Source organism: Pedococcus cremeus, from assembly GCF_900111375.1.
Classification (GTDB): Bacteria; Actinomycetota; Actinomycetes; order Actinomycetales; family Dermatophilaceae; genus Pedococcus_A; species Pedococcus_A cremeus.
Genome location: NZ_FOHB01000005.1, coordinates 177,948 through 197,261 on the forward strand (window position 1 = coordinate 177,948; position 19,314 = coordinate 197,261).

Annotated in this window: 22 protein-coding genes; 12 read left to right on the forward strand and 10 right to left on the reverse strand. The window is 72.3% G+C overall.

Features of this window, described 5'->3' with window-relative positions:
• Window positions 1-80 precede the first annotated feature (80 nt).
• Genes BMW78_RS11630 through BMW78_RS11640 form a run of 3 tightly spaced genes read left to right on the forward strand, consistent with a single transcriptional unit; the run spans window position 81 to window position 2,601 of the window.
• Window positions 81-1,082 carry a sigma-70 family RNA polymerase sigma factor gene (locus BMW78_RS11630; RefSeq protein WP_425439054.1) on the forward strand — a complete coding sequence of 334 codons (1,002 nt, stop codon included), beginning with the start codon at window positions 81-83 and terminating at the stop codon, window positions 1,080-1,082.
• Window positions 1,079-1,681, forward strand: a complete 603-nt coding sequence (locus BMW78_RS11635; protein ID WP_091759623.1) for a TIGR03086 family metal-binding protein — start codon at window positions 1,079-1,081, stop codon at window positions 1,679-1,681. The genes BMW78_RS11630 and BMW78_RS11635 overlap by 4 nt, the downstream gene beginning before the upstream one ends.
• Window positions 1,678-2,601, forward strand: a complete 924-nt coding sequence (locus tag BMW78_RS11640; RefSeq protein WP_091759625.1) for an AEC family transporter — start codon at window positions 1,678-1,680, stop codon at window positions 2,599-2,601. The genes BMW78_RS11635 and BMW78_RS11640 overlap by 4 nt, the downstream gene beginning before the upstream one ends.
• A gap of 91 nt (window positions 2,602-2,692) precedes the next feature.
• Here the strand turns inward: BMW78_RS11640 and BMW78_RS11645 are convergent, their stop codons facing one another.
• Window positions 2,693-4,417, reverse strand: a complete 1,725-nt coding sequence (locus BMW78_RS11645; protein ID WP_091759628.1) for a helicase HerA-like domain-containing protein — start codon at window positions 4,415-4,417, stop codon at window positions 2,693-2,695.
• 18 nt (window positions 4,418-4,435) lie between these two features.
• Here BMW78_RS11645 and BMW78_RS11650 point away from each other — a divergent pair, with 18 nt between their 5' ends.
• From BMW78_RS11650 to BMW78_RS11660, 3 genes are read left to right on the forward strand one after another with little or no spacing between them, the layout of a single operon-like run.
• Window positions 4,436-4,732, forward strand: coding sequence for a type II toxin-antitoxin system VapB family antitoxin (locus tag BMW78_RS11650; RefSeq protein WP_091759631.1), 297 nt, complete (start codon window positions 4,436-4,438; stop codon window positions 4,730-4,732).
• Window positions 4,733-4,773: 41 nt separating this feature from the next.
• Window positions 4,774-5,334 carry a LytR C-terminal domain-containing protein gene (locus BMW78_RS11655; RefSeq protein ID WP_091759634.1) on the forward strand — a complete coding sequence of 187 codons (561 nt, stop codon included), beginning with the start codon at window positions 4,774-4,776 and terminating at the stop codon, window positions 5,332-5,334.
• A complete protein-coding gene (locus BMW78_RS11660) occupies window positions 5,331-5,543 on the forward strand; it encodes a hypothetical protein (protein ID WP_091759637.1) in 213 nt (70 codons plus the stop codon). The genes BMW78_RS11655 and BMW78_RS11660 overlap by 4 nt, the downstream gene beginning before the upstream one ends.
• Window positions 5,544-5,580: 37 nt before the next feature.
• Here BMW78_RS11660 and BMW78_RS11665 read toward each other — a convergent pair whose 3' ends face one another.
• Window positions 5,581-6,216, reverse strand: coding sequence for a cysteine hydrolase family protein (locus BMW78_RS11665; RefSeq protein WP_091759640.1), 636 nt, complete (start codon window positions 6,214-6,216; stop codon window positions 5,581-5,583).
• Window positions 6,217-6,363: 147 nt separating this feature from the next.
• On the opposite strand from BMW78_RS11665, the gene BMW78_RS11670 reads away from it, so the two are divergent.
• The 4 genes from BMW78_RS11670 (at window position 6,364) to BMW78_RS11685 (ending at window position 10,171) form a co-directional block, all read left to right on the forward strand.
• A complete protein-coding gene (locus BMW78_RS11670) occupies window positions 6,364-7,575 on the forward strand; it encodes a GAF domain-containing protein (RefSeq protein WP_091759643.1) in 1,212 nt (403 codons plus the stop codon).
• Between the two features lie 185 nt (window positions 7,576-7,760).
• Window positions 7,761-9,284 (forward strand): acetaldehyde dehydrogenase ExaC, encoded by a 1,524-nt coding sequence (gene exaC / locus BMW78_RS11675; protein WP_091759648.1) that lies wholly within the window; start codon window positions 7,761-7,763, stop codon window positions 9,282-9,284.
• 4 nt (window positions 9,285-9,288) lie between these two features.
• Window positions 9,289-9,735 (forward strand): DUF779 domain-containing protein, encoded by a 447-nt coding sequence (locus BMW78_RS11680; protein ID WP_091759650.1) that lies wholly within the window; start codon window positions 9,289-9,291, stop codon window positions 9,733-9,735.
• Window positions 9,736-9,778: 43 nt separating this feature from the next.
• The gene (locus BMW78_RS11685) at window positions 9,779-10,171 is read left to right on the forward strand and encodes a hypothetical protein (RefSeq protein ID WP_091759653.1); all 393 of its coding nucleotides are present in this window, start codon (window positions 9,779-9,781) and stop codon (window positions 10,169-10,171) included.
• A gap of 16 nt (window positions 10,172-10,187) precedes the next feature.
• On the opposite strand, the gene BMW78_RS11690 is transcribed toward BMW78_RS11685, so the two are convergent.
• From BMW78_RS11690 to BMW78_RS11705, 4 genes are all read right to left on the reverse strand, one after another.
• Complete coding sequence (locus tag BMW78_RS11690) at window positions 10,188-10,544, reverse strand: SPW repeat protein (protein WP_091759655.1); 357 nt, start codon at window positions 10,542-10,544, stop codon at window positions 10,188-10,190.
• 227 nt (window positions 10,545-10,771) lie between these two features.
• Window positions 10,772-11,065 (reverse strand): SHOCT domain-containing protein, encoded by a 294-nt coding sequence (locus BMW78_RS11695; RefSeq protein WP_218144328.1) that lies wholly within the window; start codon window positions 11,063-11,065, stop codon window positions 10,772-10,774.
• 112 nt (window positions 11,066-11,177) lie between these two features.
• On the reverse strand, window positions 11,178-11,846 hold the full coding sequence (locus tag BMW78_RS11700) for a response regulator (protein WP_091759659.1): 669 nt from the start codon (window positions 11,844-11,846) through the stop codon (window positions 11,178-11,180).
• The gene (locus tag BMW78_RS11705; protein ID WP_143056232.1) at window positions 11,843-13,018 is read right to left on the reverse strand and encodes a sensor histidine kinase; all 1,176 of its coding nucleotides are present in this window, start codon (window positions 13,016-13,018) and stop codon (window positions 11,843-11,845) included. The genes BMW78_RS11700 and BMW78_RS11705 overlap by 4 nt, the downstream gene beginning before the upstream one ends.
• 241 nt (window positions 13,019-13,259) lie before the next feature.
• On the opposite strand from BMW78_RS11705, the gene BMW78_RS11710 reads away from it, so the two are divergent.
• Window positions 13,260-14,495, forward strand: coding sequence for an acetyl-CoA hydrolase/transferase family protein (locus BMW78_RS11710; protein WP_091759664.1), 1,236 nt, complete (start codon window positions 13,260-13,262; stop codon window positions 14,493-14,495).
• Window positions 14,496-14,503: 8 nt separating this feature from the next.
• Here the strand turns inward: BMW78_RS11710 and BMW78_RS11715 are convergent, their stop codons facing one another.
• Both BMW78_RS11715 and BMW78_RS11720 read right to left on the reverse strand, forming a co-directional pair.
• Complete coding sequence (locus BMW78_RS11715; RefSeq protein ID WP_143056233.1) at window positions 14,504-15,427, reverse strand: universal stress protein; 924 nt, start codon at window positions 15,425-15,427, stop codon at window positions 14,504-14,506.
• A gap of 73 nt (window positions 15,428-15,500) precedes the next feature.
• Window positions 15,501-16,073: a DoxX family protein gene (locus BMW78_RS11720; RefSeq protein ID WP_143056234.1), complete on the reverse strand. Its 573-nt coding sequence runs from the start codon at window positions 16,071-16,073 to the stop codon at window positions 15,501-15,503.
• Between the two features lie 248 nt (window positions 16,074-16,321).
• On the opposite strand from BMW78_RS11720, the gene BMW78_RS11725 reads away from it, so the two are divergent.
• Window positions 16,322-16,771 carry a pyridoxamine 5'-phosphate oxidase family protein gene (locus BMW78_RS11725; protein WP_245735808.1) on the forward strand — a complete coding sequence of 150 codons (450 nt, stop codon included), beginning with the start codon at window positions 16,322-16,324 and terminating at the stop codon, window positions 16,769-16,771.
• A 30-nt stretch (window positions 16,772-16,801) separates the two neighbouring features.
• Here BMW78_RS11725 and BMW78_RS11730 read toward each other — a convergent pair whose 3' ends face one another.
• Together BMW78_RS11730 and BMW78_RS11735 are read right to left on the reverse strand one after the other, a co-directional pair.
• Window positions 16,802-17,959: a glycerate kinase gene (locus BMW78_RS11730; RefSeq protein WP_091759668.1), complete on the reverse strand. Its 1,158-nt coding sequence runs from the start codon at window positions 17,957-17,959 to the stop codon at window positions 16,802-16,804.
• A 5-nt stretch (window positions 17,960-17,964) separates the two neighbouring features.
• On the reverse strand, window positions 17,965-19,215 hold the full coding sequence (locus BMW78_RS11735) for a Gfo/Idh/MocA family protein (RefSeq protein ID WP_091760084.1): 1,251 nt from the start codon (window positions 19,213-19,215) through the stop codon (window positions 17,965-17,967).
• Between the last annotated feature and the right edge of the window lie 99 nt (window positions 19,216-19,314).

Below are 19,314 nucleotides of genomic sequence, written 5' to 3' on the forward strand. Positions count from 1 at the left end.
TCGGATGGTTTGGCCCTTTGTGGTGATTCGGCTGCTCGCGATGATTCCCGGGTCGGCGAGCCGTCAGTACAGTCATGACCGTGACCCAGACGCAGGCGGACGAGGACTTCCTGGCCCAGGCCGAGGGCTTCAGGCGCGAGCTGTACGCGCACTGCTACCGGATGATGGGGTCGGCGCACGACGCCGAGGACCTGGTGCAGGAGACCTACCTCCGCGCCTGGCGGGCCTACCACGGGTTCGAGGGCCGCTCGTCGATGCGCACCTGGCTGCACCGCATCGCCACGAACGCGTGCCTGTCGGCGCTGGAGGGCCGCAGCCGTCGCCCGCTCCCCACCGGGCTCGGCGCCCCTTCCCTGGCGGGCGACGCGCCGCTGGTCGAGCAGGCCGAGGTGCCGTGGCTCGAGCCGGTGCCCACCTCGCTGGTCACGGACCCGCACGACCCGGCCAGCATCGTCGACGACCGAGCCGGTGTGCGGCTGGCCCTGATCGCCGCCCTGCAGCACCTGCCCCCCCGCCAACGGGCCGTGCTGATCCTGCGCGAGGTCCTGCGCTGGTCGGCCGCCGAGACCGCCGAGGCCCTCGAGACCACGACGGCGTCGGTCAACAGCGCCCTGCAGCGCGCCCGGGCGACCCTCGACGCCGCCGGGTTGACCGAGGCCGACGTCGTCGAGCCCACCGACCCGGCCCAGCGCGAACTCCTCGACCGCTACGCCCGCGCCATGGAGCTCAAGGACATCGCCGCCATCGTGAGCCTGTGCGCCCAGGAGGCGATCTGGGAGATGCCGCCGTTCGTCGGCTGGTACCAGGGCGCGGAAACCATCGGCCTGCTCGTCGACGTCAACTGCCCCGCCGGCCCGGGCGAGCTGCGCATGGTGCCGACCGACGCCAACGGGCAGCCGGCGTTCGGCATGTACTACCTCACCGACGACGGCACCTACCGGCCGTTCCAGCTGCACGTGCTCGAGCTGCGCGGTGGCGAGGTCGCCCACGTCTCGGCGTTCTTCGACCACTCGCTGTTCCCGCTCTTCGGCCTGCCGGACTTCCTCGACGCCGAGACCCCGCTGTACGCGGCCGCGTCATGACCCTGCAGCCGGGAGCCACGCCCGTGGTTGCCGGCACGGAGCTGCTGGAGCGGGCCCTCGGCTTCACGCGCGGCGCGCTCAGCCTGGTGCGCCCCGACCGGATGGACGCCCCGACGCCCTGCGCCGCGTGGCGGCTGCGAGACCTGCTCGAGCACATGGACGACTCGCTGGCGGCCCTGCACGACGCCGCCGCCGAGGGGTGGGTTGCCCTCGAGCCCTGCCCGCGGCGCGAGTCCGACGACGAGCCGGCAGTCGTCACGTCCCTGCGTCACCACGGCTGCATCCTGCTCGGCGCGTGGAGCCGTCTGCACCACGACCAGCCCGTCGTGGTGGGTGGTCGGCCGCTGCCGGCGAGCACCGTCGCGCTCGTGGGAGCCCTCGAGGTCGCGGTGCACGGCTGGGACGTCGCCCGCGCCTGCGGCGACCCCCGGCCCCTGCCCGACGAGTTGGCGCACGACCTGCTCGGCCATGCCCAGCTGCTCGTCACCGACGACGACCGAGGTGTGCGCTTCGGTCCCCCGCTTCCGGTGGAGTTCGACCGTCCACCCAGTGACCGGCTGCTCGCCCTCACCGGCCGGTCGCCAGACTGGGGTCCGTGACCGGGGTCTTCGAGGGGTTCGCGACCATCGGCGCCGTCATCGCGCTGGGCGCGCTGCTGGCCCACCTCAAGGTCGTCGACCTCACCGCGCAGGTGCTGCTGTCGCGGCTCGCGTTCTTCGTCGCCAGCCCGGCCCTGATGGTGGTGACGCTGGGCGCCGCCGACGTCTCGGCGGTGCTCTCGCGCAACCTCGTCGCGTCAGTCGCCGCCGTGCTCGTCGCCGGAGGGACGTATGCCGCGCTCGCCCGGTTCGTGTGGCGACGGCCCTTGGGGCACAGCACGATCGGCACCCTGTCGGCGAGCTACGTCAACGCCGGCAACCTGGGCATCCCGATCGCCGCCTACGTGCTGGGCAACGCGGCATACGTCGCCCCCACGCTGCTCCTGCAGCTCCTGGTCCTGCAGCCGGTGGCGCTGGCCGTGCTCGACGCCGACGCCCGCGGCGGACGGCCGCCGTTGCGCACCATGCTGGCCCGGCCGTTCACCAACCCGCTGACCGTCGGGTCGCTGGTGGGAGTCGGGCTGGCGCTCACGGGGTGGACGCTGCCCCGCGCGGTGCAGGACCCGCTCGAGCTGGTCGCGCACATGGCGGTGCCGGCCATGCTCATCGCCTACGGCATCGCGCTGCGGCTCGGTCCCGGCCTGGGTGCGGGCGGGTCAGCCGTGGAGGTCGGCACCACGTCGGCCCTGAAGCTCGTGGCCCAGCCGCTCGCCGCCTTCGTGGTCGCCCGCTACCTCCTCGGGGTGGAGGGGCACGCGCTGCTGGCGATCGTGGTCACCTCGGCCCTGCCGACCGCGCAGAACATCTTCGTGCACGCGACCCGCTACGACCGCGGCACCGTGCTGGCCCGCGACACGATCCTCATCACCACCATCGGGTCGGTGCCGGTGATCCTGCTGGTGGCCGCCCTCCTCGGCTGACGCCCGAAGCAAGGTTGGCCGAACCTTTCGGACACGGCCGAACCTTCGGCCAGAAAGGACAGGTTGGGCGAACCTCTGCGCGGCGGCGGGGTCAGCGGCGGGTGCGGCGGGCAGTGCCGAAGATCGAGCGGGTGATCTCACGGCCGATGACGGTGCCGGCCGAGCGCATCATCGAGCGGAAGGCGCTCGACTGCACCACCTGCTCCACCACGCCCGGCTCCTCCTTGGGCTGGCGGCGGGAGGGCGCGGGAGCCGGGGCAGGGGCGGGTGCCGGGGCAGGGGCGGGTGCCGGGGCAGGGGCCGTCGGCGCCGGCTCCTGGGCGGGGGTCGGAGCCGCCTGCAACCGGGCCTGCAGCTTCTCGTAGGCCGACTCGCGGTCGGCGACCTCGGCGTACTTCTGCGCGAGGGCCGACCCGGAGATGGCGGCGGATACGGTCGCCGGGTCCGAGGGCGCCATGAGCGACTGCGGCGCGATCATCCGGGTCCAGGCCACCGGGGTGGGGGCACCCTTCTCGGAGAGCACGGTCACGACCGCCTCGCCGGTGCCGAGCGACGTCAGCAGCGACGACAGGTCGTAGTCGGTGTGGGGGTAGGTCGACACCGCCGCCTTGAGCGCCTTGGCGTCATCGGGGGTGTAGGCCCGCAGCGCGTGCTGCACCCGGTTGCCGAGCTGGGCGAGCACGTCGCCGGGCACGTCCTTGGGGCTCTGCGTCACGAAGAAGACGCCGACGCCCTTGGACCGGATCAGCCGCACGGTCTGCTCGATCGCGCGCTGGAACGCCTTGCTCGCGTCGTTGAAGAGCAGGTGGGCCTCGTCGAAGAAGAACACCAGCTTGGGCTTGTCGAGGTCGCCCACCTCGGGCAGGTCGTGGAAGAGGTCGGCGAGCAGCCACATGAGGAACGTCGAGAACAGCTGTGGCCGGTCCTGCACCGCCGGCAGCTCCAGGCAGGTCACCACGCCGCGGCCGTCGGGGGCGGTCCGCAGCAGGTCGGCGGTGTCGAACTCCGGCTCGCCGAAGAACACGTCGGCGCCCTGGTCGGAGAAGGTGATGAGCTCGCGCAGGATCACGCCGGCCGTCGCCGACGAGAGGCCGCCGAGCTCCTTCAGCTCGGCCTTGCCCTCGTCGGAGACCAGGTGGCTGATGACGGCGCGCAGGTCCTTCAGGTCGAGCAGCGCCAGACCGTTCTTGTCGGCGTAGTGGAACACCAGGCCGAGGCTGGACTCCTGGGTCTCGTTGAGGCCCAACACCTTCGCGAGCAGGGTCGGCCCGAACGACGTGATCGTCGCCCGCACCGGGATGCCGGTGCCCTGGCCGCCGAGGGAGAGGAACTCGGTGGGGTATGCCGTGGGCTGCCAGTCCTGCCCGACGTCCTGGGCGCGCGCGGCGAGCTTCTCGTTCGCCTTGCCTGCGGTCGCCATGCCGGAGAGGTCGCCCTTGATGTCCGCGAGGAAGACCGGGACGCCCTGGCCGGACAGCTGCTCGGCCATCAGCTGCAGGGTCTTGGTCTTGCCGGTGCCGGTCGCGCCGGCCACCAGGCCGTGGCGGTTCAGCGACGACAGCGGCAGGCGCACCGGGGCATCGGGGTGGGCCTGCCCGTCGACGACCGCGGCGCCGAGGTTCAGCGCGCCGCCCTCGACGGCGTACCCGGCCCGGATCGTCTCCAGCAGCGCGTCGGCGCCGGCGGTCTCTGCGGAGTGGTCGTTCCCCTGGTCCGTCACGCTCGGCACTCTAGTGCCGGCCCCGGGCGCCCGCGCCCGGTCGCGCCGGTCGATGGGAGCCGCCTCGGCGGAGCCGCGAAGGCGAGGCCGCGGCATACCGCCTATCGTGTCGGCGTGATCTTCAAGGCTGTCGGCGACTCGCGCCCGTACCCCGACCACGGCAAGGACTCCGTGCGGGACTGGGCTGACGTGCCCCCGCGCATGGTCCGCCTCGAGGAGCTCATCACGACGAAGCGGACCCTCGACCTCGGCCAGCTGCTGGCGGAGGACTCGACCTTCTACGGCGACCTGTTCGCCCACGTCGTCGAGTGGCAGGGCAACCTCTACCTCGAGGACGGGCTGCACCGCGCGTTGCGAGCGGCGCTGCAGCAGCGACCTACGCTGCACGCGCGCGTTCTCGTGCTTGACTAGGCGCTGACCGCGCCGAGGGGTGCGCCACAAGGAGGTGGCGGGTGAGCTACATCGTCGAGTCGGGGGCCTCACGCTCCCGCCGCAGCCGACGTCGTCGTGCCCTCGTCACCCTCCTGGTCGTCGCGCTGATGCTGTTCTTCGCGTTCTGGTACGCCTACTCGTACTACCGCAGCTCGGGCCAGGCGGCGGCCGCGCCGGCACCGACCTGCACCACGGCGGCGCCCGCGAAGGCCACCAAGGCCACCCAGGCCACGGCTCCCAAGCCGGCTGACATCACGGTCAACGTCTACAACGCCACCGACCGCGACGGGCTGGCCGGCAAGACGGCGTCCGCCGTCCGGGAGCGCGGCTTCAAGGTCGCCACGGTGACCAACGACCCCCTCCAGCGCACGGTCACCGGGCCCGCCGAGGTCCGGTACGGCAAGTCCGGCGCCGCGAAGGCCACGGTGGTGCTCGCCCTGGTCAAGGGCGCCAAGCCGGTGCGCGACGCCCGCACCGACGCCTCGGTCGACCTCGTGCTCGGCAGGAAGTTCACCGCCCTGGCCGCCCCAGCGAACCAGGCGCCCGCGCAGGCCGGAGCCACGGCCTCCGCCTGCCGATGACGCTGCGGGCGGTGTTCTACGAGCGCGACGACGCCTCGGCAGCCGCCGAGGCGCTGCAGGCGCAGGGGTATGCCGCGTGGCTGCGCAAGGAGCGCTTCCAGGGCGAGGACGACGAGCTGGACCACCCCTGGGCCGTCGAGACCGACGCACCCGAGGATGTCGTGGCGGCGCTGGTGACGGAGGAGACCGGCTGGCTGGAGCGGGGCTGACCCCGCCCCAGCCGGCGACGGCTGCTGCGACCGCGGCTCAGTAGCCCCGCGACGTGTCCTCCCCCTCGGCACCACCCGACACCTGGGCGATGAACTCGCGGCCGGTCATCGGCTTGGAGAACATCGGGTAGTCGTACTGGATCGCGTTGGCGTGCTCCTCCTCGCTGGTGGCCGCCACGCAGTCGCTCAGGGTGACCACCTCGTAGCCGCGCTCGTAGGCCGAGCGCATCGTCGACTCGACACAGCAGTTGGTGAGGAACCCGCCGAGGGCCACCGTCTGGATGCCCTTGCTGCGCAGGATGAAGTCGAGGTTGGTGCTGGCGAAGGTGTCGAGCCCCCGCTTGCCCTCGACGACGATGTCCTCCGGCTCGGGCTTGAGGTCGTCGACGATCTCGGCGCCCCACTCACCCTTGACGAAGGCGTTGGAGTCGACGACGCCCTTGAGGATCCCGTAGGGACTGCCGGTGATCTCCTTGTAGCCGTTCGCGAACGAGATCGGGGCGTGGATGATGGTGGCGCCGGCCTCGCGCGCCGCGGCCACGACCTCCTTGGCGTTCTCCATCATGTTGGTGGCGGACATCGAGCCGGCGACGGCGCCGTGGAGTGCGCCGCCCTCGCTCGTGAAGTCGTTCTGGAACTCGATGAGGACTACGGCGGTGCTTCGCGGATCCATCGGACCTCCCTGACGTCGTGGGTGTCGCGCGTGCGACGGGTCGAACGCTAGTGACGGCGGATGCCGTTGAACACCCCTGCGGACCGTTCGTCATCCTGGCCTGAGACGGCTCTGGACTCCCGGCCACCGCCCACGCATGCTGGCGCAATGGACCCCATGTCGACGGTGCGAGCCCAGGTCGCCGACTCGTGGGTGCGCTCGGCCGCCGCGGGCGTCGAGGCCGACCGGGTGGAGGCGCCGATCACCCTGGCGCGCGACGACCTGCGCGACCACCGTGAGGCCCACCCGCTGGCGCAGGTCTTCCCGCTCCTCGACGACGTGCTCGGCCAGGCCGCCCGCGACTGTGACGCCGTCATGGCGGTCTCCGACGCGGCGGGCCAGCTGCTCTGGGTCTGCGGCACGCCGGCGGTGCTGCGCCGGGCCGAGTCGATCGGGTTCGTGGAGGGCAGCAACTGGGACGAGCGGCTGGCCGGCACCAACGCCCCGGGCATGGCCCTGGCCCTCGACCAGCCGGCCAACATCATCGGGGCCGAACACTTCCGCCGGTCGGTGCAGCGGTGGAGCTGTGCCGCGACACCCATCCACGACCCCACGACCCAGTCGCTGCTCGGGGTCCTCGACATCACCGGTGGCGACGACATCGTGGTGCCCCAGACGATGGCCATGGTGCGCGCAGCCGCCCGGATGGCCGAGGCCGAGCTGGCCCGGGAGCTGCTCGCCCGCGGCCAGCAGCGGACCCCGACCCCCGCGCGCGGCCTGTCCGTGGCGATCGAGGCTCTCGGGCGGGCCGACTCCCTGCTCACTGTCGACGACGGCCGGGGGCACCGGCAGACCCTGCGGCTCAGCCGGCGCCACAGCGAGATCCTGATGCTCCTCGCGTCAGCACCGCGGGGGCTGTCCGGCGACGAGCTGGCCATCCTGCTGTACGAGGACGACGTCACCGGCTCGACCCTGCGGGCCGAGATGAACCGGCTGCGAAGCCTGCTCGGCGACGAGCTGCTCGCCTCACGCCCCTACCGGCTGACCGCCGACGTCACCGCCGACTGGCTCGCCGTCGAGGCACAGGTCGCCGCCGGCGCGGTCGGCCCGGCCCTGCGGCTCTACCGCGGACCGCTGCTGCCCGCCTCCACCGCCCCCGGTGTCGCGCGCCTGCGGCAGAGCATCGAGGCCACCCTGCGCCAGGCAGTGCTCAGCAGCGGCGAGGCCGACCTGATGTCGACCTGGACCCGGTCGTCGTGGGGCGCCGACGACTACGAGATGTGGGCGGCCCAGCTCGCCGCGCTCGGCCCGAGGTCGCCGCTGCGGCCGCTCGTCACGGGCCAGATCGCCCGGCTCGACCGCGAGCTCGGCACGAGCTGACCCTCCCGGCCCCACTCCTGGCCACCGGCACGGCATACCGGCCCGTTCTCCCGCCCGTATGCCGCGTGTGCGGCCAGAAGTGCGGACCCCCGGCGCGCACGTGCAACGTCGTCGCAACGTTGCGCTGCCTAACGTCGGTGCAACCCCCTCGAGGGGTCACCACCAAGGACGTTGGGAGAAACACGATGACCGTCTACGCACCCCCCGGGTCGAGCGACTCGCTGGTCTCGGTCGAGAGCCGCTACGGCCACTTCATCGGCGGAAACTGGGTCGAGCCGAAGAAGGGCGAGTACTTCGAGAACATCTCGCCGGTCAACGGCAAGGCGTTCTGTGAGGTCGGCCGCGGCACCGCCGAGGACATCGAGGCCGCCCTCGACGCCGCGCACGCCGCCGCCCCCGCCTGGGGCCGGACCTCGCTCGCCGACCGGTCGCTCATCCTCAACCGGATCGCCGACCGCCTCGAGGAGAACCTCGAGATGCTCGCCGTGGCCGAGTCGTGGGAGAACGGCAAGGCCGTACGCGAGACGCTGGCCGCCGACCTGCCGCTCGCGGTAGACCACTTCCGCTACTTCGCCGGTGTGCTGCGCGGCCAGGAGGGCAGCAGCTCCGAGATCGACGAGAACACCGTCGCCTACCACTTCCACGAGCCGCTCGGCGTGGTCGGCCAGATCATCCCCTGGAACTTCCCGATCCTCATGGCGGTCTGGAAGCTCGCTCCCGCTCTCGCCGCCGGCAACGCCGTGGTGCTGAAGCCGGCCGAGCAGACCCCGTGGTCGATCCTCAAGGTCATGGAGCTCATCGCCGACCTGCTGCCCGCCGGCGTCATCAACGTGGTGAACGGGTTCGGCGTCGAGGCCGGCAAGCCGCTGGCGTCCTCGCCCCGCATCGCCAAGATCGCCTTCACCGGCGAGACCACCACCGGCCGGCTGATCATGCAGTACGCCAGCCAGAACATCATCCCGGTCACCCTCGAGCTCGGCGGCAAGAGCCCCAACGTCTTCTTCGACGACGTCGCGGCGGGCAAGGACGCCTTCTACGACAAGGCGCTCGAGGGCTTCACGATGTTCGCGCTCAACCAGGGTGAGGTCTGCACCTGTCCGTCGCGCGCGCTCGTGCAGGAGTCGATCTACAGCGACTTCGTCGGCGACGCGATCGCCCGGGTGGAGAAGATCAAGCAGGGCAACCCGCTCGACACCGAGACCACGATGGGCGCACAGGCCAGCAACGACCAGCTCGAGAAGATCCTGTCCTACCTCGACATCGGCCGGCAGGAGGGCGCCAAGGTGCTAACCGGCGGTGAGCGCAACGTGCTCGACGGCGACCTCGCCGAGGGCTACTACGTGGCGCCCACCGTCTTCGAGGGCAAGAACTCGATGCGGATCTTCCAGGAGGAGATCTTCGGCCCCGTCGTGTCGCTGACCAGCTTCACCGACGAGGCCAACGCCCTCGAGATCGCCAACGACACCCTCTACGGCCTCGGTGCCGGCCTGTGGACCCGCGACGGCGCCCGCGCCTACCGGATGGGTCGCGGCATCAAGGCCGGGCGAGTCTGGACCAACTGCTACCACCACTACCCCGCCCACGCCGCCTTCGGTGGCTACAAGCAGTCGGGCATCGGCCGCGAGAACCACAAGATGATGCTCGACCACTACCAGCAGACCAAGAACCTGCTGGTGTCCTACTCGCCCGACGCCCTCGGCTTCTTCTAGGCCGATGACGACACCCGAGGTACCCACCGCGGCACCCGCGCCGGCCCCGGAGCCGACAACGGGACCGGCGTCCACGCGGCATACCCGGGTCGACCTGACCGGTGAGGCGGCGGACCTGCTCCGCCGCCTCACCGACCGGCACGGGCGGCTGATGTTCCACCAGTCCGGCGGCTGCTGCGACGGCAGCTCGCCCATGTGCTTCCCGCTCGGCGACTTCCTCACCGGCGACTCCGACGTGCACCTCGGCGACCTCGTCGTCGACGGCATCCCGGACGTGCCGTTCTGGATGTCGGTCAGCCAGTACGAGTACTGGAAGCACACGCACCTGACCGTCGACGTCGTGAAGGGCCGGGGCAGCGGGTTCTCGGTCGAGGCGCCCGAGGGGGTGCGGTTCCTCATCCGCTCACGGCTGATGACCGACGAGGAGCTGCGTGCGTTCGGCCTCCTGTGAGCACCGCAGCGCACCGCGGCGCCGGCCGACGTAGCGTTGGCCCATGATCTCGGTGGACCTCGCGCGGCGGCTGTCGTCCGCGGGTGTGATGTGGCAGCCGCAGCCGGGCGACCGGTTCACCATCAACGAGCCCGAGCTGCTCGGTGACCTGTACTGGATCAGCGACCTGACGATCGAGCTGCACCACTACCAGGACCAGTCGGTGCTCGGGTTCAACGGGACCACGGAGTGGGCGCTCGACTCGGTGCCCCTCGACGTCGCCCTGTGGCTGCCCCGCGAGGACCAGCTGCGGACGCTGCTCGGCGAGCGGTTCGAGCACCTTCGGCAGGAGCGCTCCGACTGGGTCGTGCGGGTGCGCGACGGCGCCGGGGTGGCCGACTTCGCCCACCCCGACGCCGAGTGCGCCTACGCCCTGGCGCTGCTCAGCCTGGGCTGACCGCGCGGCCTGACCGCTAGGGCGTCGTCGTCACGTGCCGCTGGTGCGTCCTGGTGACCTGCAGGTCGAGTGCACCGACCACGAGCGTGACCGCGCCGACCACCCAGGCGGTCCACGCCATGGGCTTGGTGTCGGAGAAGCCCATGACCCACGGCGAGATGATGAACAGCAGGCCCATCAGGGCGGTGACGCCCTCCACGGACAGCATGTCGGGACGCACCAGCTCGATCACCGACAACACCACGGTCACGGCACCGAGGACGATCATGGTTGTCGTGGCCCGGCTCTCCGTCGTGGTCCAGATGGGCGACAGCAGCGCGTACGCGCCGGCGATGAGGACGATGAAGTCCTGCGGGTGGATCTTCTCCTTCACGGGAAAACCCCTTTCATGGAAACGGGGTCCGTCGATCCGAGGCGGGCCAACACCACAATTCTCCGGCGGCGTTCGCCGGCGGTCAATGCGCCTGACAACGGCGCCGTCGCCGCCTCCTCAGCCGGTCCTCAGCAGCGGCTCGGCGGCTGCTCAGTAGGGGTCCGGCAGCTGCTCAGGGGCGGCTCAGCGGCGGCTCAGCCGGTCGTCACTGAAGGCTCAGGCGGTCGTCACTGGGGGCTCAGGCGCTGCAGGGTGGCCAGGCGCTGCTCGTACTCGCGCTCGTCGATCTCCCCCGAGGCGTAGCGCTCGGCCAGCCGGGCCTCGCCGGCTCGGCGGCCGCTCTGGGCGCCCATCTGCCGCCACCGACGGCGGCCGAACCAGCCGAACAGCGCGATGGCCGAGAAGACGACCAGCAGCCACAACAGCGGGAAGATCGGCCACCACGGGCCCGGGCCGTGCCAGGTGCCGTCGTAGCCGGCGGAGGTGAGTGCCGCAGGGATGGTCGTGGCGATGCTGTTCACGGTTGGCTCCTCAGAGGTCGTCAGTTCGGATGCCTCCATCCTCGGAACCGTTGGGGCGCCGCGAATCCCCTCGTCGGAGGCTGTTCGGCTGCTCCCGCCGGAGTACTCCTCGTCAGGCGGTCGACCACCCGGGTCGCACGAGGCCGCTCTCGTAGGCCAGCACCACGAGCTGCGCGCGGTCGCGGGCGTGCAGTTTCACCATGGCGCGTGAGACGTGGGTCTTGGCCGTGGCTGGGCTCATCACCAGCCGCGTGGCGATCTCGTCGTTGCTCAGCCCCTCACCGACGAGCCCGACGACCTCGCGCTCGCGTTCGGTGAGCAGCGCCAACGCGGACGAGTCGGCGAACCCCCTCGAGCGGCTGGCGAACTCGCCGATGAGGCGGCGGGTGACCCCGGGCGAGAGCAGGGCGTCACCGGCGGCGACGGCCCGCACGCCACGCAGCAGCTCGGCCGGCTCGGTGTCCTTGACCAGGAAGCCGCTGGCGCCGGAACGCACTGCCTCGAAGACGTACTCGTCGAGGTCGAAGGTGGTGAGGACGACGACGCGCGTGCCCTCGAGGTCGGGGTCACTGACGACCTGGCGGGTCGCCTCGAGGCCATCGGTGCGCGGCATACGGATGTCCATGAGCACGACGTCGGGCCGGTGCCGGCGCACGAGCGCGAGCGCCTCCGTGCCGTCGGCGGCCTCACCGACGACCTCGATGTCGTCCTCGGCGTCGAGCAGGGCGCGGATACCTGCGCGCAGCAGCGCCTGGTCGTCGGCCAGCACCACGCGGATCACAGCCCACCGCCCAGCGGGATGAGCGCCTCGACCCGCAGGCCGCCCAGCGGTGAGCGGCCGAGCGCCAGCGTGCCGCCCAGGGCTGCGGCGCGCTCACGCATCCCGCGCAGCCCGTTGCCCGGCTGCGGGCCAGTGGGTCCGGCGCCGTTCCCGTCGTCGTCGACTCGCACGGTGAGCGCGTCGTCGCCGTAGTCGAGGAGCACGTCGGCACGGCGGGCGCCGGCGTGGCGCACGACGTTGGTCACGGACTCCTGCACCACGCGGTACGCCGCCAGGTCGACCGCGGCCGGAAGGGGACGAGCCTGTCCGGAGGTGGCCGTCCGCACCTCGAGCCCGGCCTGCGCGCTGCGGGCGACGAGCTCGTCGAGCGAGGCGAGCGTCGCGACCGGGGAGCGCGGTGCGGGTTCGCCCTCGGCCCGCAGCACCCCGACCAGGCCACGCATCTCGGTGAGGGCCTCGTGGCTGGCGCCCTTGATCGCGCGGAGGGCGGGTTCGACCTGCTCCGGGTGGCTGTCGAGGAGGTGCAGCGCCACGCTCGACTGCACGTTGATCAGCGACATGTGGTGCGCCACGACGTCGTGCAGCTCCTGCGCGATGCGCAGCCGCTCCTCGCCACGCCGTCGCCGGTCGGCCTCCCGGCGCGCCTCCCGCTGGGTGACGCCCCGCTCGCGCCGTCCGCGGGCGACCTCGGCCACCGCCAGCAGCACGGTGGTCCACGCGAGCAGGCCGAGCACCGCCGGCCACGACCACGACGCCGGCCGGAGCAGCAGCGTCGCCACCACCTCGACGGCCAGGACGGTGCCGGCCGCCGCCCACGCCAGCACCCGGCGGCCCCTGACCACGGAGAGCAGCATGACCACCGCGAGGCTGGCGAACACCGGGCCGTACGGGTACCCCAGCGCCAGGTAGGTCGCCGTCGCGGCGACCGTGCCGGCCACGAGGAGGGTCGGCCGCGACCGCAGCAGCAGCAGGCAGAGGGGGCCGAGGAGGAGGAGCCCGAACGCGAGCCCGTCGAGCGCACGCCGCCCCGGCTGGCCATGGGCCGCACCGACGCTGCCCCCCACCTGGAGGAGCGCCAGCACCACCGGACCGAGGACCCACGGCCCCCACGGTGGTGCAGCGTCTCGTCGGGCGCCGTCCCGTCCAGCGCCGTCTCGTCCCAGGCCCGGCATCCACACCTCCTCGACGCCAGCGTAGGGAGCAGTGCCGGTCCTGTCGTCCGCCCGCGGGAGCAGCGGTGGCTGCTCCACCGGAAGTAGGTCACACCGCCACGAAAGTGACGTCACCGGCCTGCCCGCGCTGGCAGGATCGAGGTATGCCGGACAGCCGACGCGGTCACCCCCGTTCACCTTCCAGCGCCATCGCCTCCCCTTCGACCGGGATCCCCGGCTCCCGCGCGACGGGGGCCCGCCGATGAGGGTCGTCGAGCTGGAGGAGGCGGTCCGGCTCGCCGAGGCCGTGCAGGCCGTCGGCTCCGAGCCCCGGGTCGTCACGAGCGGCAACTTCGCCACGCCGCTGCCGCTGCTGGAGGCCGTCGCGGCCGAGCTGCCGGCGTTCCGCCTGCACCTGCTCAACCCGCAGCGCGGCCTGCCCCTGCACGACGGGGTGGTGCCCGAGACGATGTTCGTCGGGCCCGGCTTCCGCGGGCACCCGAGGCTGGCCTACGTGCCGAGCCGGCTGTCCCTGGCACCGCGGCTCTTCGCCTCCACCCTGCCGCCCGATGTGGTGCTCATCCACACGACGCTGCCGCGCGACGGGATGGTGTCGTTGGGCACCGAGGTCAACGTGCTGCCGGCCGCCATCGAGGCCGTCCGGGCGCGCGGCGGCCTGGTGCTGGCCCAGCTCAACCCGTTGATGCCGTGGACGTTCGGCGACGCCCTCGTGCCGGTCGAGCACATCGACGCCGGTGTCGAGGTTGAGCAGAAGCTGGCCGTGCACGTGCCCTCGCCGCCCGACCACACGTCGGCCCACATCGGCGCGCAGGTCGCGGCCGCGATCGGTGACGGCGCCACCATCCAGGCGGGCATCGGCGCGGTGCCCGACGCGACGGTCACCGGGCTCATCGACCGCCGTGGGCTGCGGGTGTGGACGGAGATGTTCAGCGACGGCATCCTCGCCCTCGAGCAGGCGGGGGCCCTCGACCCGGACGCCCCGATCAACACCTCGTTCGTCTTCGGGTCGGAGGAGCTCTACGCCTGGCTCGACGGCAACGAGCGCGTGGTGCTGCGCCGCACCGAGGTCACCAACTCCCCGGCCCGCATCGCCGAGCAGCGGATGATGACCTCGGTCAACACCGCGCTCCAGATCGACCTGTTCGGGCAGGCCAACGCCTCGCGCATCCGTGCCCGGATCTACTCCGGCTTCGGAGGTCAGACCGACTTCACCGTCGGCGCGCTGCAGTCGCCGGGCGGACAGGCCTTCATGGCGCTGCGCTCGTGGCACCCGAAGGCGGACTGCTCGACGATCGTGCCGCTGGTCGACGAGCCGGTCACCTCGTTCCAGCACTCCGCCGTGGTGACCGAGCAGGGCGTGGCCCGCATCGCCGGACTCGACGAGCGGACCCAGGCCCGTAACCTCATCGAGCACGCGGCCCACCCCGACGTGCGCGACGAGCTGCGTGAGGAGGCGCGGGCGCTCGGGCTCATGTGACGGTGCTGTCAGGCCTCGGTGGAGTAGGCCTGGTCCGGTGCGTGCACCACGAGGACGGGGCTCTCCGCCAGGTGCACCAGGCCGCGGCTGACCGAGCCGAGCACGAGGCTGCGGAACCCGCCTCGGCCGCGGGAGCCGACGACCACGACGCCAGCGGTCCGCGAGCGGTCGGCCAGTGCGTCGGCGGGGCGCTCCCGCACCGCCGTGAACTCGACGTCGAGCGCGGGGTGGTTGCGCCGGACCCGGCCACGCGCCTGCGCCAGTACCGCCTTGGCGGTGCCCTCCGCGGCATCCGCGAGCTCCTCCTCGGGGTAGACGTCGAGCCACGGCGCCGTGCCGACCCAGCCGGTGACCGGCACCTGGTAGGCCGCGACGACCTGCAGCTGCGCGCCCGAGCGGTCGGCCAGCTCGCAGGCCTCGTCGACGGCGGCATCGGAGGCCGGTGAGCCGTCGACGCCGACGACGACCGGGGCGCCCGGTCCGGGCACCCGGGTGGAACCACCGCGGATGACCGCGACGGGGCACTGTGAGTGGGCGGTGACACCGAAGGCCACGGAGCCGAGCAGCGTCCCCACCAGGTCACCGTGACCGCGGTTGCCGACGACGACGAGCGCGGCACTGCGGGAGGCGGCGACGAGCGCGGCTGCAGCGGTGTCGATGACCAGGGTGGACACCACCAGCCCGGGGTCCGTCTTGCGGGCCCGGTCGACCGCGTCGTCCAGCACCTCGCGGGCGGCCGCCTCGATCCGCGCCATGGCCCACGGCGCACCGGAGTCCATGGGCATCGGAAGAGCGGCCCCGAGCTCGACGGCGAGCACGACCTTGAGCGCCAGACCCCGCCGCACCGCCTCCGCTGCGGCCCAGTCCAAGGCCGCCGTCGAGGGTGCCGAACCGTCGAACCCGACGACGACACCGGCGAAGTTGCTGCTCATCTCGTCCACCTCCACAGGCCGATGGGGTGGTCGGGCGAAAGCCCCGACCACCCCTCTCTCCTTGTTCCTGGCGCTACTTCAGCCAGCCGTTCCTCTGCACGAAGGACAGCCGCTCCCACTGGCGCCCCAGGCCCACGGTGCGGCCGGCGCCGGCCAGCGCGAGGGCCACGAGGACCATCGCGTAGACGAGGTGCTCGTCCATGAACGGGTTGTTCTGCAGCGGCAGCTCCGCGGACCACATGAGGACCAGCAGCAGCGAGCCGGCCGCGGCGGCGATCCGCATGCCGACACCGAGAACCAGCGCGAGGCCGATGCCCAGCAGGCCGGCCATGAACAGCCAGTCGGCCCAGCTCTGGCCCGACATCGAGTGGTACGTGCTCGCCAAGGGGCCGGTCGCGCCCTTCAGGAAGCCCGTCGTCGGGCTGCCGCCGTTGATCCAGGCCTTGGCGGTCGGGGTGGCGAAGCCGAAGCCCCACACCTTGTCGATGAACGCCCAAAGGAACACCCACCCGATGCTGATGCGAATGGCTGCGTTGACGTAGCGCAGCGCCTTGCCGGCTGTGGTCTCGGGTGCGATGACCTCAGGGTGGACGAAGTTCGGGTCCGGTAGTCGTGTCCCCGTCTGGCTCCGGTGCTTGGTGCTCATGGCCTTGTCCCTCCTAGGTGTTACTGCCACTTCAGCACTTTCAGGTTCCCCCTGGCTCCGGTCGCGATTCAGGGGACTAGGGCACCAGCGGGCGGGACCAACGACCCGCCGGAACGGCACCTCATGGAGGGCCGGCCGCCCTCCGGCGTGCCCGCGGCATACGGGCCCTTGGCCCCTGCCCCGTGCCGTGTGCCGCGACGACACTGGGCAGCACGGCGAACGGGTTGCCACGCCCCCGGGAGGTAGCCATGGACGAGACCCTTGCCCCGATGGAGCACCTGACCGTGTCGGAGTCGTGGTCGCTGGTGCGCTCGATGCCGGTCGGACGGCTCGCGGTGGTCTTCGAGGGCAAGCCGGAGATCTTCCCCCTCAACCACGTCGTCGACCAGGGCACCCTCGTCTTCCGCACCGCGGAGGGCACCAAGCTCGCTGCTGCGGTCGGGCACGACGTCGCCTACGAGGTCGACGGGGTCGGGAGCGAGGGTGCGGTCGCCTGGAGCGTGGTCATCAAGGGCAGGGCGCGTGAGGTGACCCGGCTGCACGAGTCGCTCGAGGCGCTCGACCTCCCCCTCCAACCGTGGCACCAGGGGCCGAAACCGCGCCTGGTGCGCATCGAGCCCGAAGAGGTGCACGGCCGCCGGTTCGCGGTGAGGCCGACGTCGGAGCACCCGGCGGCGCCGCACGCGGTCGACGAGTGACCGCCCTGCCCCAAGCGTGGGGCCGGGTGGTCATGGCGGCTGCGCCGCCCACCAGCGCCCCACCCGGCGCCCGGTCTCCTCGAGCAGCCGGGCTGCCTCGGCGACACAACGGCGGGGGTCGGGCTCGAGGTCGACCAGCGTGAACACCGCGTCGACGCCCACGGCCTTGGCGTCCTCGACCGCGACAGTGGATCGCCCTGCGACCGCCACCACCCGGGCGGAAGCTACCTTGGCGAGCCGAGCCGCCGCCACCGGACCCTTGCCACGCAGGCTCTGCTGGTCGAACGACCCCTCGCCCACGACGATGAGCGCATCCGGGCCGAGGTGGCGGTGGAACGCGGTCGCCTCCAGCAGCAGCGGCGCGCCTGGCTGCAGCCGAGCGCCGAGCAACGCTGCCAGGCCGAACCCCACGCCCCCCGCCGCACCTGCACCCGGAAGGTCGCGCAGGTCGGTGCCGGTGGCGTCGGCCACGACGTCGGCCCACCGCCGCAGACCCTGCTCGAGGAGCGCGACGTCTTCCGGGCCGGCGCCCTTCTGTGGTGCGTAGACCGCCGCCGCACCGTCAGGGCCGAGCAGCGGGTTGTCGACGTCGCAGGCCACCACGAGCCGCACGCCACGCAGCCGCGGGTCGAGTCGGCTGAGGTCGAGCCGGGCCGCCTCGAGCAGCCCGGCACCTCCCGGACCCGCCGCACGGCCGTCGGCGGTGAGCAGGCGGGCACCCAGCGCGGTGACGAGGCCGGCACCCCCATCGGTGGTGCAGCTCCCCCCGATGCCCAGCGTCACGGTCGTGGCACCGTTCTCGGCCGCGTGCAGGACCAGCTCGCCCACGCCCCGGGTGGTCGCGGTCCGAGCCGTCACCGGGCTGGGCCCGGACGGCGGAAGGCGCCCCAGTCCAGCGGCTTCGGCCAGCTCGACGACGGCCTCCCGGCCCGCGACCGCGTAGGCCCCTTGGACGGGTTGGCCCAGTGGCCCGGAGACCGTGGCCTCGACCCGACGAAGTCCCGCCCTCACGACCGCGTCCACCGTGCCCTCGCCGCCGTCGGCGATCGGGTGCTCGACCACCTCCACGTCGGGCAGCTCCGCTCGCACGCCTCGGGCGAGGGCCGCAGCGACCTCGGCCGCTGACACGGAGCCCTTGAAGGAGTCCGGCGCCAGCACGACCCGACCCGGACCCCGAGGCGGGCTCATGCCGCTCACACCTCGACTACGGCGCCGGTGAGCCGTGACCGTTCGGCCGCGAAGACGATGGAGTGGGTCATCAGGCTCGTCCTGCCGTCGGAGCTGAAGTGCGAGGCGTCGCCCTCGGCGAGCGCCTGCACGAACGCCTCGATCATGGCGGCGTCCCCGCCGGCGTGCCCCTCGCCGGCCGAGGCACCCGCCGCGGTCACGACATGCTCGGTCGTGCGCTGAGTCAGGAAGTCGTGCACCCACACGCTGTTGCCGTCGGTCGTGATCTGCCCGCGCGTGCCGAAGATCCGCGTGTGGCGGTTCTCGACCGGCGTGAAGGCCGACAGCGAGAAGCCCGCGGTCAGCCCGTCCTCGTAGTCGATCCCGACGATCTGGTGGTCGCAGACGTCGTTGTCGCCGGAGTAGACGCACCGGCCGTACGGCCCCTCGCGCAGGGCACGCTCGAGCGCCTCCGGAGTGAGCTCAGGTGCCACGACCGCGGTGAAGTAGCCCTCCCGCGCCGCAGGGTGGAGTCCCCGACGGTAGATCCGCACCGCGGAGTACGGACAGGTCGGCTCGACCGGGCAGTCGAGGCACCGGTCGGCCGCGCCCTCCGGCGCCTGGTCGGGACGGAAGTGGTGCAGCGAGCCGAACGAGACGACCCGGAGCGCGGGCCGGTCGATGATGTAGCTGAGCCAGTCGATGTCGTGGGAGGACTTCGTCAGCAGCACCGGTCCGGCGTCGCTCGAGCTGTGCCAGCTGCCGCGCACGTAGGAGTGGGCGAAGTGCCAGGAGCCCACTGGCTCAAGGTGCTGCACGTTGACGATGTCGCCGATCGCGCCCGACCTGATCTGCTCACGGATGAGCCGCGTGTAGGGGGTGTAACGAAGGACGTGGCAGACCCCGAGGAAGACGCCGGCGGACTCGCATGCCTCGACGATCTGCCAGCACTCCGCCTCCGTGGGCGCCATGGGCTTCTCGAGCAGGATGTCGTAGCCGGCTTGCGCGAACGCGGTGGCCGCCTTGAGGTGGTCGCGGTCCTGGACCGCGATGATGACGGCGTCGCAGGTGCGTGGCGCGGCGACGAGCTCCTCCCAGCAGCTGAACTGCTGCGACTGCCCGACGTCGTGCTCGGCCGCCACCGCCACCCGGGTCGACGGACGCGTCTCGGCGACCGCCCCGACGACTGCTCTGCCGCCACACTCCCGGAGGTGCCGCGCGTAGGCCGCCCCCCGAGCCCCGGCACCAGCAATCGCAACACGCAGGGGACGAGTCATGCTGGTGCCGGGGTGGTCTCGGAGGTTGACGGGAGCCTCCGGGGTCGTGCTGCCGGCCTCGGCCCTGTGGTGGGAACCCGGGTCGAGAGGTCGGGAGTC

Coding starts and splice junctions, on each gene's coding strand:
- BMW78_RS11635 (WP_091759623.1), top strand. CDS start 1,079: ATGACCCTGCAGCCGGGAGCCACGCCCGTGGTTGCCGGCACGGAGCTG.
- BMW78_RS11645 (WP_091759628.1), bottom strand. CDS start 4,417: ATGCCGCGGCCTCGCCTTCGCGGCTCCGCCGAGGCGGCTCCCATCGAC.
- BMW78_RS11660 (WP_091759637.1), top strand. CDS start 5,331: ATGACGCTGCGGGCGGTGTTCTACGAGCGCGACGACGCCTCGGCAGCC.
- BMW78_RS11665 (WP_091759640.1), bottom strand. CDS start 6,216: ATGGATCCGCGAAGCACCGCCGTAGTCCTCATCGAGTTCCAGAACGAC.
- BMW78_RS11670 (WP_091759643.1), top strand. CDS start 6,364: ATGGACCCCATGTCGACGGTGCGAGCCCAGGTCGCCGACTCGTGGGTG.
- exaC (WP_091759648.1), top strand. CDS start 7,761: ATGACCGTCTACGCACCCCCCGGGTCGAGCGACTCGCTGGTCTCGGTC.
- BMW78_RS11680 (WP_091759650.1), top strand. CDS start 9,289: ATGACGACACCCGAGGTACCCACCGCGGCACCCGCGCCGGCCCCGGAG.
- BMW78_RS11685 (WP_091759653.1), top strand. CDS start 9,779: ATGATCTCGGTGGACCTCGCGCGGCGGCTGTCGTCCGCGGGTGTGATG.
- BMW78_RS11705 (WP_143056232.1), bottom strand. CDS start 13,018: ATGCCGGGCCTGGGACGAGACGGCGCTGGACGGGACGGCGCCCGACGA.
- BMW78_RS11710 (WP_091759664.1), top strand. CDS start 13,260: ATGAGGGTCGTCGAGCTGGAGGAGGCGGTCCGGCTCGCCGAGGCCGTG.
- BMW78_RS11715 (WP_143056233.1), bottom strand. CDS start 15,427: ATGAGCAGCAACTTCGCCGGTGTCGTCGTCGGGTTCGACGGTTCGGCA.
- BMW78_RS11720 (WP_143056234.1), bottom strand. CDS start 16,073: ATGAGCACCAAGCACCGGAGCCAGACGGGGACACGACTACCGGACCCG.
- BMW78_RS11725 (WP_245735808.1), top strand. CDS start 16,322: ATGGACGAGACCCTTGCCCCGATGGAGCACCTGACCGTGTCGGAGTCG.
- BMW78_RS11730 (WP_091759668.1), bottom strand. CDS start 17,959: ATGAGCCCGCCTCGGGGTCCGGGTCGGGTCGTGCTGGCGCCGGACTCC.
- BMW78_RS11735 (WP_091760084.1), bottom strand. CDS start 19,215: ATGACTCGTCCCCTGCGTGTTGCGATTGCTGGTGCCGGGGCTCGGGGG.